The organism is Streptomyces sp. NPDC054770, assembly GCF_053611985.1.
The window spans coordinates 47349-59303 of the sequence record NZ_JBSHBL010000031.1; the positions used below are offsets into that span (position 1 = coordinate 47349).

Consider the following 11955-nt stretch of genomic DNA (forward strand, 5'->3'; position numbering starts at 1 on the left):
CCTCCCGGGGTAAGGGGGGTCTGAGTCCCCAAGTCGCCCGTGGAACGGGTTGGTTGGGTTTCAGCATCCGCACTCTTCGTCTCTTGGCGGACTCTCACGGGGAGGCCGATCGCCCCGCTGTCTCTGCCCGGTACTGCCCCGGGGTAGTACCGAATTGCCGGCTGAAGGCATGTGAGAGGGCGTAGGGGGTGCCGTAGCCGACGCGGCGAGCGATGACGGCCAGAGGGTCCGGGGTGTCGCGGAGCAGGGTGGCGGCGAAGGTCAGGCGCCACCAGGTGAGGTACGCCATCGGCGGGCGGCCGACCAGGGTGGTGAAGCGGCGGGCCAGGGTGGCGCGGGACACCCCTGCCTCGGCGGCCAGACGGTCGTTGGTCCACGGGGCGGCCGGGTCCGAGTGCAGCGCCCGCAGGGCGGCGGCCGCCACTGGGTCGCCCAGTACGGTCGGCCAGGTACCGCTCGTGCCCTGGGCCGCCCAGGAGCGGATCATGTAGACGAGGAGGAGGTCGAGCAGGCTGGGCACCGCGATGCAGGCGCCGGGTCCTTGTGCGCCCAGCTCGTGGCCCAGCAGGTCGACGGCGGCGCGCAGTTCGGGATGGGTGCCTACTCGGTTCGGCAGGTGGACGACCTTCGGCAGTTCCGCCATGAGCGGGTGCATGCGACTGCGGTCGAGCCGGTACTTGCCGCACAGCATCTGCACCTCGCCGGAGGTGGCCCGGGGCCGGCGCGACCCCCTCTCGTCGTGCCATCGCTCGAACGGCACCGCCTGTTCCACGGTCGTCGCATCGACGGGGGCGTCGGCGATCACGTGCCCCGTGCCGTGCGGCAGCAGCACCACGTCACCCGTACCGAGTGTGACCGGAGAGCCGCTGTCGGGCAGCAGCCAGCAGCTGCCCTCCAGCACCACGTGGAAGCCCGCACCGTCGTACGGGGCGAGCCGCGCGCACCAGCTCCCGCTCACCCGCACTCGGTTCGAGGAGGGACGCCCGATGCGTACTGCCGAGACCGCGTCGCTCACCACATCCATCGGGTGAGGATACCGGTAGCGTCAGCGGTGAGACAGATGCGTATCCGAATGAGCTGAACAGGCATTGAGAGGCTCATCTGCCCTTCCTAGAGTCGATGGCATGAAGAGCGAGAGCATGGAGAGCATCATGCTCGGCGATGTCGAGGTCAGCCGAGTCGTCGAGTGGCAAGGGGCGTTCGCGCCCGCACGCGGCCTGGTTCCGGAGTCCGGCGCCGAGGTGTGGCAGGGCAACGAGGGCTGGTTGGCGCCGGATCACTGGGACCCGGACAGCGACAGGGCGGTAGTGGCGCTGCAGACCTGGGTGCTGCGCAGCCGCGGACGGACGGTCCTGGTCGACACCGGGGTGGGGAACGGGCGCGAGCGGCCCGGCTCTGCACTGTTCCACCACTGGCAGGGCGACTTCCTGGGTGGGCTGGCGCGGGTCGGCGTCCGGCCGGAGGACGTCGACGTCGTCGTCAACACCCACGTCCACGGTGATCACGTCGGTTGGAACACCGTCGGTGTGGACGGAGGGTGGGAGCCCACGTTCCCTAACGCCACGTACCTCATCCCGGCCGCGGACGACTTCCACTTCGGCCCGGACAACGCGTACGGGAACAGCCGCCGGGAGGATGACCGGCTGATCTACGAGGACAGCATCGCGCCCGTCCACCGGGCCGGGCAGACCGTCCTGTGGGACGGCACCCACCGCATCGACGAATACCTCACTCTGGAGTCCGCGCCGGGCCACACGCCCGGCTCATCCGTACTGCGGCTCGCATCCGGGAGCGACCGGGCGGTCTTCGTCGGCGATCTTCTGCACAGCCCGGTGCAGATCCTCACCTCCTCCTGCAACAGTTGCTTCTGTCTGGATGCGGAACAAGCAGTGGCCAGCCGCCGCCGGATCCTCGAACGAGCCGCCACCGAAAGCGAGTTGATCGTCCCCGCGCACTTCGGCGGGGCGGGTGCCGTGGAAGTCCGGCGAGAGAACGGCGGGTTCACCCTCGGACGGTGGGCGGCCTACGGCACGGAATAGGTCGCGTCAGTCAAGGCAACTACGGACTCCACCGGCGGCCCAGCTCGGTTCTACGGGGTGAGGCAGGGTCCATGAGAAAACACAAGCAATTTCAGCGCTTTCCGGAGAAAACTCGCCTGGTTCGATCGTGATTCGCTGTACTACAGCGTGCTCGCGGATGAGTGGCCCTCCCTGCGCGACAGACTGCTCGCCCGGCTCACGGCCAAAGTCACTGTCCGATGCTCTCTCGACACATCCAACGGCTGTGCGCCGACGATTGGTTCCCGCTGGAAATGTGACATTCCGCCCCGCCGTTCGACCTGTCGCGGCAGGCCCTGACCGGCCCATACTCCAGGACCTGACGAACCGACAGGCGAAGGAGCGCGATGAACGCGGCGGCCGCGGCAGGGACCTGGAAACTCGGGGACCTGGAGGTGAACCGCATCGGCTACGGCACGATGCGGCTGACGGGCAACGGCATGATGGGGAACTCCGACGGGCCGCCGATCGACCGCGATGTCGCCGTCGGTCTGCTGCACAGCGCGTTCGAGCAGGGGGTGAACCACGTCGACACGGCCGCCTTCTACTTCTCGCCGCTGCGGTCCGCGAACGAGCTCCTCAACCGCGCCCTCTCGTCCTGGCGCGGCGACGTGGTCGTGGTGACCAAAGTGGGCCCGGCGCGCGATCCCTCCGGACAGTGGCTCTACCGGGGCGGCCCCGACCAGCTGCGCGGCCAGGTCGAGGAGAACCTGCGCCAGCTCGGCCGGGACCACCTGGACGTGGTGAACCTGCGCGTCAACGGCCCCAGGACGGCCTCGGTCGCCGAGCACTTCGGCGCCCTCGCCGAACTGCGCGAGGCCGGTCTGATCCGGCACCTCGGGCTCTCCGGTGTCCTGCCCGAGCACGTGGCCGAGGCCCGGACGATCGCGCCCGTGGTCTGTGTGCAGAACTCCTACGGCCTGGACTGGCGCCGCGCCGACGAGCGCGGGCTGGTGGACCTGTGCGGGGAGCTCGGCATCGCGTTCGTCCCGTTCTTCGCGCTCTCCGGCCTGCGGCGCGAGGCAGCAGCGGACCAGGAGCAAGACGCCCGCGTCCACGCCGTCGCCCGCGCCCACGACGCCACGCCGGCCCAGGTACGGCTCGCCTGGACCCTGCACCGCGGTCCGCACGTACTGGCCATTCCCGGCACCGCGAACCCGGCACATCTCGCGGAGAACATCGCCGCGGGCGCCCTGCGACTGACCGAGGAAGAGCTGGCCGCCCTCGACAGGCAGGGTGAGCGGACCCCGTAGGGAAACGCATCCAACCCCGGCCGTCTCCAGCGGCGTTGTGCCAGGTCCTGCCGCTGTCCCGGGTCGGACCGGTCCTAGTCGGGGACGACGTTCTCGGCCTGAGGCCCCCTCTGGCCCTGGGTGACCTCCATCGTCACCTTCTGGCCTTCCTTCAGCGACTTGAATCCTGTGGCCTGAATCGCCGAATGGTGCACAAACACATCCGGCCCGCCGTCCCGCTCGATGAAGCCGAATCCCTTTGAGTCGTTGAACCACTTCACGGTGCCCGATACACGCTGTCCAGTCATGCCTTCTCCCAGCCCGGAGCGGCTGTCGCTTTCGACAACAGCCCTAATCGATCGTGACACGGAAACAACCCACACGCGATCTGTCGGTGGCCACCACGCCACCGACCGGTCGAGGTCATCCACCGGACAGCGATCCCTCGGGCCCGCCGTCCGCCAGATCCGGCGGGCTCCCTCAGCGTCTTCCAGGCCTTCGGGCGAAGGGCGATGTTGTCGGCGTCGCCGAGCCGGAGTTCGGCGTACCGGTCCTCGACGACGACCAAGCGGTCATCCAGAACCCAGAAGCCTCGACGCTGTCCATGCCGATCACGCCCGCGAGACGGTCGAGCTGGGCGACGAGGACCGAGGGCGGGGTTCCCCCATCCGATGACGGTGCGACTGTCTTCGACGACACTCGTTCCTGGTGGCGGCGCCGGTCGTTCGGTCGGCCGTGGTGAACGGCCTGACGACATCGGGGTGTTGTCACGGCTTTTCGGCCACGGGTTCAGGTTCGGGTTCAGGTTCGGGTTCCTTGAGCGGGATGTCGCGCATGCCGCGCAGCGGTGAGAAGAACAGCCACAGTCCCGCGCAGCAGCCGCCGACGACGGCGATCCACAACGTGGTCCGGACGCCGAAGGCGGTGGCGAGCGCGCCGCCGGCCAGACCGCCGAGCGGCAGTGTGCCCCAGGTGACCCAGCGAGCGGCGGCGCTGACCCGGCCGAGCATCTCCGGCGGGCAGGCAGCCTGGCGGTAGCTGGTCAGGGAGATGCCCGCGACGGTGGAGGAGAAGGTCCACGAGATCCAGCCGATGCCGAACAGCAGGACCCACCAACCGTGCCCGGCCAGGGGGATGAGCAGACCGGGCAGCGACAGCACGGTCATCGAGATCCAGCTGATCCGCGCCGAGCCGAACCTCAGGGCGAGGAACCGTGCCGCCACGCCGCCCGCCACCCCGCCGACGGCCCCGAGCGCCAGCAGCAGCCCGACCAGGCCCGGCCGTAGATGCAGCGTGCGGATCAGGAACACCGGGCCGAGGGTCTCCACCATGATGACGAAGAAGTTGGCGGTGCCGTTGAACGCCACCGAGTTGCGCAGGATGGGATCGCGGAAGACGTGGTCGAGGCCCTCACGGATCTGCGACCGCAGCGTGGGGCGCCGGTCGGCCTGTGGCCGGGGACGGTGCGGTTCACGGGTACGGATCGCCGACAGTGACCACGCCGAAAACGCGAAGGAGAACGCGTCGGCGGCCATCGCCCCCGCGGCTCCCACCAGCGTCACCAGCCCCGCGCCCGTACTGGGGCCGGCGATCTGCGCGACCGACCGGGAGGCGGCGAGCTTGCCGTTGCCGTCCATGAGCTGGTCGTGGTGAAGGACCGTCGGCAGATAGGCCTGGTAGGCGACTGAGAAGAACACGGAGAGCACGCCGGAGACCAGTGCGACAACATAGAGCTGAGCGAGCGTCAGCGCTCCGGTGGCGTGTGCCAGCGGCACCGAGCCGATCACCACGAATTGCGCGAGGTCGCACCAGATCATCAGCCGGCGCTTGGCGATCCGGTCCACTATGGCCCCGGCCGGCAGCGCCACCAGGAGAAACGCACTTGTCTCCGCCGCCGCCAACAGGCCGACCTGGAACGCGGAGGCTTCCAACAACACGACGGCGACCAACGGCAGAGCGAGAACGGTGATCTGCGTCCCCATCTCGCTGACCGTCTGGCCGCCCCATAACAGCAGAAATTCGCGATTGTGCCAGATCGAGGAACGCGTTCTACTGTCGTCGGCCATTCATCAGATGGTGTCAGCGCCCCCAGCCCATGTCCATGCCACCCTCAGTCGCAGACATCGCCGAAATCCCGTCAGCTGTGGCGCGGCATGAGGTGCATGCTCGCCCTGGCCTTCCTCGCCAACGAGACCACTCACCGTGACAACACCGGCTGTAGTACTGGGCCGCCGGCAGCAGGGGAAAGGGGACCGAGGAAGAGCCGATACCCCCCGTCATAGGACCGGGCGCCCCCATTTCAAGGGGTTGGCTTTTCCCTCGCCCACCGTGAGTTTCAATCCGGCCCTCAATCCGATGCGATGGACACAGTGGCGGAGTGCACGCCGGCCGACGGGTCCTGTGCGATCACGCTCAGCGCCTCCCGCACCGCTTCCCGCTCCCCCTCCGTCAGGTCGCCGAACGCCTTCCTGGCGGGCTCGGCCTCCTCCGACGGGACGTCGTTCACGGTGACCTGTTCGACGCGTACGGCCGACAGGCGCAGCTGTGAGGTCAGGTGCACGGTGAAGAAGGGGACGGGGTGGGCGGGGCGGCCAGGCGGGTGTAGAGGGCGAGGCGGCCGTCGTCCAGCTCCCGGGGCGCCGGCCGGCGCAGCACCTCGCTCTCCAGCACCGGCCAGCGGCTCAGCACCGCGTTGCCGATCTCGGTGTCCGGCTCCCCGATCCGCCGCTGCCGGTGCTCGGAGGCCGGGGAGGGGGCCCAGGCCCAGTGCAGGCCGAGTTCGCCGGCGAGCCACCCGGCGAGGTTCTCGCCGCCCCTGGCCCACACCTCCTGGAGGCCGACCACGTCCGGTCGCAGCTCACGCAGCACCGCGGGGCCCGAACCGCCACCAGAGGTTCCAGGTCACAATCCGCACGGGCCCACCGTCTCTCGTCGGGGAAGTGTGAGAGACATTGAAAGACACCGGCGCCCAAGGGCGGCAGACGAGAGGGCCGAGGAGCAACATGTCCGACCGCAGATTCCGTGCCACCACCGCCTTCCAGCGGCACATCGCCAACCCGTTGACCCGGCTGCTCCCCTTCCAGACGCTGCTGGAGACCACCGGGCGGGTGTCCGGGGAACCCCGGCGCACCCCGCTGGGCGGGCGGCGGGTCGGGGAGAGTTTCTGGCTGGTGTCGGAGTTCGGGACGAAGTCCCAGTACGTGCGGAACATCCAGGCCGACCCGCGGGTGCGGGTGCGGATCGGCGGGCGGTGGCACCACGGCACCGCCCACCTGCTGCCCGACGACGACCCGGTCGCCCGGCTGCGCACCCTGCCCCGGGGCAACAGCGCGGCCGTGAAGGCGCTGGGGACCCAGCTCCTGACGATCCGGGTCGACCTCAGCGACTAGCTCACGCGGCCGCCTTGTAGAACGCGTACGTCGCCGAGTACGGCACCGAGATCTGGTCCGTGCCGGTGCACGCCGCCGCCGGGGCCACGCCGCCCTCCGTGTCCAGGCGCTGGACGTAGGTGACGCCCTCGAACGTCCCGGCGCCGCGGGTGGCCGTGGCCTTCAGGAGCAGCTCGGGGACGGCGCCGTCCTTCGGGGACGTGGCGACCGCGGCGGCGTTGACCGCGCTGCCGTCGACCGTGGAGACCCAGACCGGGCCGCGGGAGTGCAGGGCGACCGGGCGGTGGGCGCGGTCCCGCTTGTCGGAGAGGGTGGCGGCGGGCTCCAGGAGCTTCCAGGCGCCGTCGGTGCAGGTGTAGGTCTGGACGCCGTGCGCGGAGTAGACGCCGGTCAGCTTGTTGCCGTCGGGCACGGCGAGCGCGGCGGGGGCGTGGACGGCCGGGAGGCGGGCGGGCTGCGCGGACGCGGCCTGGACGGCCGTCGTGCCGAACAGGGTGGCGGCGGCCGCGGCGGCGAGGGCTGTGGTGGTCAGAGCGAGTCTCTTGACGTGCTTCATGGAGTGGTCTCCGAAGGATTCCGTGCGTGTCCGAGGACGTGTCAGGGAAAGGGAGCGGCCGGACATCGACGAACCGGAAACCGGCCGTCCCCCTTGTCAGGTCCGGACGCTACGGCTCCGCCGCCACTTACGCATCCGAATGCCCGATCCCTGCCCGTGCGGACCACCGCACGGATCCCCAAAGGGCAGTAAAACAGGCCCAGTTGACACTCACCCCGGCCAGACGATCGCCTGCACCTCGCTGTAGGCGTGCAGCGCGTAGGAACCCACGTCCCGGCCGACCCCGCTCCGCTTGAAGCCCCCGAACGGCGCCTCCATGTTCCGGCCGACGGTGTTGATCCCGACCCCGCCCGCCCGCAGCCGCCGTGCCACCCGGAAGGCGCGGGCCACGTCCCCGGACCAGACGTAGTCGATGAGGCCGTAGTCGGAGTCGTTGGCGAGGGCGATGCCCTCCTCCTCGTCGTCGAAGGGGACGACGGAGACGACCGGACCGAAGATCTCCTCGCGGGCCACCCGCATGTCGTTCGTGCAGTCGGCGAGGAGGGTGGGGGAAACATAGAACCCCCGCTCCAGCAGCGGGCGTTCACCGCCGGTCAGCACCGTCGCGCCCTCCTTCCTGCCGAGTTCGACGTACGACTCGACGCGCGCCCGGTGCTCGGCGGTGATCAGCGGCCCGACCACCGTGTCCGGCGCCGCCGGGTCGCCGACCGTCAACCGGCCCGCGTACGCCACCAGTTGGTCCACCAGCCGGTCGTACAGCCCCCGCTGCACCAGCACCCGGGTGGGCGCCGTACAGATCTGCCCGCTGTAGAAGGAGAAGGTCGTCCCGATCCCGGCCACCGCCGAGCCGACGTCCGCGTCCGCGAAGACGACCGCCGCGCCCTTGCCGCCCAGCTCCATCAACTGCCGTTTCATGTCCCGCCCGCACACCTCGGCGATGCGCTGCCCGACGGCGGTGGAACCGGTGAAGCTCACCATGTCGACGTCGGGGGACGCCACAGCCGCCTCGCCGACGGCGGTGGAACGACCGGAGACGACGTTCACCACGCCCGGCGGAGCGCCCGCCGCCTCCAGCGCCTCCGCCATCCGGTAGACGGACAGGGGGTCCTGCGGGGCGGGCTTCACCACCACCGTGTTGCCCATCGCCAGCGCCGGCGCGACCTTGCCCGCCGGGTTGGCCCACGGGTTGTTGTACGAGGTGATGCAGCTGACCACCCCGACCGGCTGGCGCACCGCCAGCGCACCCATGACACCGGCCTTCCCCATCGGCCCGGCCTCGTTGATCTGCGGCGGGATCGCCCACTCGGCGGGCTCGACGGTCGCGTACCGCCGGAACCGGGCCGCGGCCACCCCCACCTGCATCGCCCGGGCGGTACCGGTGGTCGCGCCGGTCTCGGCGCGGGCGAGGTCCGCGTACGCGCCCAGCTGTCCGCGGATGATGTCGGCGGCCCGGCCGAGCACCGCCGCCCGCTCCCCCGCCGGCGTCCGCGACCAGGCCCCGAAGGCCTCCCGGGCAGCCGCACAGGCGGCCAGCACCTGCTCCCGGGAGGCCTCCGGCGCCCAGCCCACGGTCTCCTCGGTCGCCGGGTCGACGACCTCGTAGTGCCCGTCGTCCGGATCCGTCCACCGGCCCCCGACGAACAGCCGCTGCCCGTCCGCCGCCGCACTGACCGGGTGCCCACTCACCGGGTGCTCACCGTCCTGGTGTCCCGCCCGGACCGCAGCACCTTCCCCGGTACGGCACCGCTCACCACGTCGTCCCGGATGGCCTCGACGCCGTTGACCCAGACCGCCCGCACCCCGATCGCCTTCGCGTCCAGGCGCGGACTGTCTCCCGGCAGGTCGTGCACCAGGGTGGCCTGGCCGGCGGCGATCCGCTCCGGGTCGAAGAGCACCAGGTCCGCATGCCAGCCCTCCGCGATCCGCCCCCGCTCCCGCAGCCCGAAGAGCCGGGCGGGATCGTCGGTCAGCATCTTCACGGCCTGCTCCAGCCCGAGCAGTTTGCGGCCGCGCAGACAGTCACCGATGAAGCGGGTGGTGTACGGCGCCCCGCACATCCGGTCCAGATGCGCCCCCGCGTCCGACCCGCCGAGCAGCACGTCCTCGTGCTGCCAGGTCTCGGCGCGCAGCGCCCATGAGGCGGGGTCGTTGTCGGTGGGCATGGGCCACAGGACGGTACGGAGGTCGTCGGCGGCGCAGATCTCGACCAGGGTGTGGAAGGGGTCCTGGTCACGGTCCTGTGCTATGTCACATACCACCCGCCCCGTCAGCCCGGCGTTCGCCTCGCTGTACGTGTCCCCGATGACATACCGCCCGAAGTTCGCCAGCCGCCGGAAGACACCGGCCTCCTTGGAGTGGGCGCGCTCCAGCATCTCCGCCCGCACCCCGGGGTCGCGCAGCTTCTCGATCCGCTCCGGAACGGGCAGCCCGAGGATCGGCCCCCACCCGGGTATCAGGTTCAGCGCGCAGAAGGTCCCGAGCGACATGTTCATCGGCGTGAGGATCGGCATGGTCAGCGCGACGACCCTGCCGCCCGCCTTCCGGGCCCGCTCGCTCGCCTGGAGCTGCCGCGGCACCCGCTCCGGCACGGCGGCGTCGACCGTCAGCACGTTCCAGTTCAGCGGCCGCCCGGCCACCGCGCTCATCTCGGCGAACAGCTCGATCTCGGCGTCGCTGAACTGGTCGAGGCACCCGGCGACGATCGCCTCGATCTGCGTCCCCTCGTGCTCCCCGACGGCCTTCGACAGGGCCAGCAGCTCGGCGGGGAGCGCGTGCCGCGAGGCCACCGGCTGCCCGTCCCCGTCGGAGTGGGTACTGGACTGGGTGGTGGAGAACCCCCACGCCCCGGCGTCCATGGCCTCGTGCAACAGCCGCACGATCTCGGCGAGTTGCTGCTCGCTCGGCTGCCCGCCGACCGCGTCCGCCCCCATCACGTACCGGCGCAGCGCACAGTGCCCCACCATGAACCCGGCGTTGACGGCGATCCGCCCTTCGAGGGCGTCCAGGTACTCCCCGAAGGAGTTCCAGCTCCAGGGCGCCCCTTCCTCCAGGGCGACCAGCGACATGCCCTCCACCTTGGACATCATGCGCCGCGTGTAGTCGGCGTCGGCGGGACGTCCCGGGTTCAGTGGCGCGAGGGTGAACCCGCAGTTCCCGGCGGCGACCGTGGTCACCCCGTGATTCAGCGAAGGCGTCGCATACGGGTCCCAGAAGAGCTGGGCGTCGTAGTGCGTGTGCGGATCGACGAACCCGGGCGAGAGGACGAGTCCGCCGGCGTCCTCGACGGTACGGGATTCCTCGGCGACCGTGCCGATGACGGCGATCCGGCCGTCGCGGATGCCGACGTCGGCGGTGTAGGCGGGCGCGCCGGTTCCGTCGACAACGGACGCGCCCTTGATGACGTGATCGAGCATTGGGCTCACCTCTTGGTATGCGGCGGGACTGCTTGCCTAGGGGCGCGGGGAACTGCGCGACCAGCCACACACGACCCGCACCCGCCTACGACGCTCAAGCCCCTTGACGGAACCGCGTAGTCCGGTGCACAGGATCCGTATCGATCTTCGGAATCACGTGCTCCCCGATCAGCCGAATCGTCTGCAGCGTCTCCTCCTTCGGCACCCCCACCGGCAGCCCGAAGCTCAACTGGTCGGCGCCGGCCTGCTCCCACCGCTTGCACTGCCGCAGCACCTCGTCCGGGTCGCCGCAGATCAACAGCTCTTCTTCCACGAGCAGTTCGACGAACTCGGGCGTGTACTCCGGCAGCGTCTCCGGCCACACCGGGAAGCCCTCGGGCCGCGGGAAGGTGTCGTGGTACCGGAACACCAGCGAGGGGAGGTAGTGCAGCCCCCCGGACGCCGCGATCCGGATCGCCTCGTCGTGGGTCGGCGCACAGATCGCCGTGGTCGTCACCATGACGTTGTCGTTGACGAAGTCCCCGACCGGCTCGGCGTCGACGATCGCGGTCTTGTACTGCTCAAGGACCCACTCCATGTCGGAGACCTTCTGGATGCTGAACCCGAGCACCCCGAGCCCCTTCTTCGCCGCCATGGCGTACGACGGCGGCGACCCGGCCGCGTACCACATCGCGGGGTGCGACTTGCCGTACGGCTTCGGCAGGACCTTCCGCGGCGGCAGCTGCCAGTGCTTGCCCTGGAAGCCGACGTACTCGTCCTGGAGCCACATCTTGGGGAACTCGGCGATGGTCTCTTCCCAGATCTCCTTGGTGTAGTTCATGTCGGTCACGCCCGGGATGAACCCGAGGATCTCGTGCGACCCGGCCCCGCGTCCGCTGCCGAACTCGAAGCGGTTTCCGGTGAGATGGTCGAGCATGGCGACCTTCTCGGCCACCTTCACGGGGTGGTTGACCTGGGCGAGGGGGTTGAAGATCCCGGAGCCGAGGTGGATCCGCTCGGTGGCGTGCGCCAGGTAGCCCAGGTACACGTCGTTGGCGGACAGGTGGGAGTACTCGTCCAGGAAGTGATGCTCGGAGGCCCAGGCGTACTTGAAACCGGACTGGTCCGCCTGGATGACGTACTCGGTCTCCTCCATCAGTGCCTTGTGCTCGGCCAGCGGGTCGGTCTCGGCTCGCTTGCCCACGTATCCCTGTACAAAGAGCCCGAATTCCAAGGCGGTTCACCGTCCCAAGTTCAGGTTGGTCCTAGGAGTGCTACGACTTTCGAGTCCCCACGACTTTCTGACGTAGCGTCAGATTCGTCAATAGA

General features: G+C 70.0%; 10 protein-coding genes and 2 pseudogenes. 3 read left to right on the forward strand and 9 right to left on the reverse strand.

The window, feature by feature from the left end:
* Window positions 1-94: 94 nt before the first annotated feature.
* Window positions 95-1024: an AraC family transcriptional regulator gene (locus ACWGKQ_RS25690; protein ID WP_453294292.1), complete on the reverse strand. Its 930-nt coding sequence runs from the start codon at window positions 1022-1024 to the stop codon at window positions 95-97.
* A 100-nt stretch (window positions 1025-1124) separates the two neighbouring features.
* On the opposite strand from ACWGKQ_RS25690, the gene ACWGKQ_RS25695 reads away from it, so the two are divergent.
* On the forward strand, window positions 1125-2039 hold the full coding sequence (locus tag ACWGKQ_RS25695; RefSeq protein WP_453294293.1) for an MBL fold metallo-hydrolase: 915 nt from the start codon (window positions 1125-1127) through the stop codon (window positions 2037-2039).
* 365 nt (window positions 2040-2404) lie between these two features.
* A complete protein-coding gene (locus tag ACWGKQ_RS25700; RefSeq protein ID WP_453294294.1) occupies window positions 2405-3310 on the forward strand; it encodes an oxidoreductase in 906 nt (301 codons plus the stop codon).
* A 74-nt stretch (window positions 3311-3384) separates the two neighbouring features.
* On the opposite strand, the gene ACWGKQ_RS25705 is transcribed toward ACWGKQ_RS25700, so the two are convergent.
* The 4 genes and pseudogenes from ACWGKQ_RS25705 to ACWGKQ_RS25720 form a co-directional block, all read right to left on the reverse strand.
* Complete coding sequence (locus ACWGKQ_RS25705) at window positions 3385-3597, reverse strand: cold-shock protein (RefSeq protein WP_453294295.1); 213 nt, start codon at window positions 3595-3597, stop codon at window positions 3385-3387.
* Window positions 3598-3728: 131 nt separating this feature from the next.
* Window positions 3729-3946, reverse strand: a pseudogene (locus ACWGKQ_RS25710) (transcriptional regulator); the annotation flags it as partial.
* A 110-nt stretch (window positions 3947-4056) separates the two neighbouring features.
* Window positions 4057-5355 carry an MFS transporter gene (locus ACWGKQ_RS25715; RefSeq protein WP_453294296.1) on the reverse strand — a complete coding sequence of 433 codons (1299 nt, stop codon included), beginning with the start codon at window positions 5353-5355 and terminating at the stop codon, window positions 4057-4059.
* A 440-nt stretch (window positions 5356-5795) separates the two neighbouring features.
* Window positions 5796-6203 (reverse strand): annotated as a pseudogene (locus tag ACWGKQ_RS25720) (endonuclease/exonuclease/phosphatase family protein); the annotation flags it as partial.
* An 88-nt stretch (window positions 6204-6291) separates the two neighbouring features.
* On the opposite strand from ACWGKQ_RS25720, the gene ACWGKQ_RS25725 reads away from it, so the two are divergent.
* Complete coding sequence (locus ACWGKQ_RS25725) at window positions 6292-6678, forward strand: nitroreductase/quinone reductase family protein (protein ID WP_453294297.1); 387 nt, start codon at window positions 6292-6294, stop codon at window positions 6676-6678.
* A gap of 1 nt (window position 6679) precedes the next feature.
* On the opposite strand, the gene ACWGKQ_RS25730 is transcribed toward ACWGKQ_RS25725, so the two are convergent.
* The 4 genes from ACWGKQ_RS25730 to ACWGKQ_RS25745 all read right to left on the reverse strand — a co-directional run bounded on the left by ACWGKQ_RS25730 (window position 6680) and on the right by ACWGKQ_RS25745 (window position 11860).
* The gene (locus tag ACWGKQ_RS25730) at window positions 6680-7234 is read right to left on the reverse strand and encodes a DUF3455 domain-containing protein (RefSeq protein ID WP_453294298.1); all 555 of its coding nucleotides are present in this window, start codon (window positions 7232-7234) and stop codon (window positions 6680-6682) included.
* A gap of 210 nt (window positions 7235-7444) precedes the next feature.
* The gene (locus ACWGKQ_RS25735) at window positions 7445-8920 is read right to left on the reverse strand and encodes an aldehyde dehydrogenase family protein (protein WP_453294299.1); all 1476 of its coding nucleotides are present in this window, start codon (window positions 8918-8920) and stop codon (window positions 7445-7447) included.
* Window positions 8917-10647, reverse strand: coding sequence for an N-acyl-D-amino-acid deacylase family protein (locus ACWGKQ_RS25740; protein WP_453294300.1), 1731 nt, complete (start codon window positions 10645-10647; stop codon window positions 8917-8919). Before ACWGKQ_RS25740 ends, ACWGKQ_RS25735 begins: the two co-directional genes overlap by 4 nt.
* 94 nt (window positions 10648-10741) lie before the next feature.
* Window positions 10742-11860, reverse strand: a complete 1119-nt coding sequence (locus ACWGKQ_RS25745) for an LLM class flavin-dependent oxidoreductase (RefSeq protein ID WP_453294301.1) — start codon at window positions 11858-11860, stop codon at window positions 10742-10744.
* Window positions 11861-11955: the final 95 nt, after the last annotated feature.

What these genes read in the sequence shown, in the direction of transcription:
- ACWGKQ_RS25690 (WP_453294292.1), bottom strand. Translation starts at nt 1,024, where the DNA reads ATGGATGTGGTGAGCGACGCGGTCTCGGCAGTACGCATCGGGCGTCCC.
- ACWGKQ_RS25695 (WP_453294293.1), top strand. Translation starts at nt 1,125, where the DNA reads ATGAAGAGCGAGAGCATGGAGAGCATCATGCTCGGCGATGTCGAGGTC.
- ACWGKQ_RS25700 (WP_453294294.1), top strand. Translation starts at nt 2,405, where the DNA reads ATGAACGCGGCGGCCGCGGCAGGGACCTGGAAACTCGGGGACCTGGAG.
- ACWGKQ_RS25705 (WP_453294295.1), bottom strand. Translation starts at nt 3,597, where the DNA reads ATGACTGGACAGCGTGTATCGGGCACCGTGAAGTGGTTCAACGACTCA.
- ACWGKQ_RS25715 (WP_453294296.1), bottom strand. Translation starts at nt 5,355, where the DNA reads ATGGCCGACGACAGTAGAACGCGTTCCTCGATCTGGCACAATCGCGAA.
- ACWGKQ_RS25725 (WP_453294297.1), top strand. Translation starts at nt 6,292, where the DNA reads ATGTCCGACCGCAGATTCCGTGCCACCACCGCCTTCCAGCGGCACATC.
- ACWGKQ_RS25730 (WP_453294298.1), bottom strand. Translation starts at nt 7,234, where the DNA reads ATGAAGCACGTCAAGAGACTCGCTCTGACCACCACAGCCCTCGCCGCC.
- ACWGKQ_RS25740 (WP_453294300.1), bottom strand. Translation starts at nt 10,647, where the DNA reads ATGCTCGATCACGTCATCAAGGGCGCGTCCGTTGTCGACGGAACCGGC.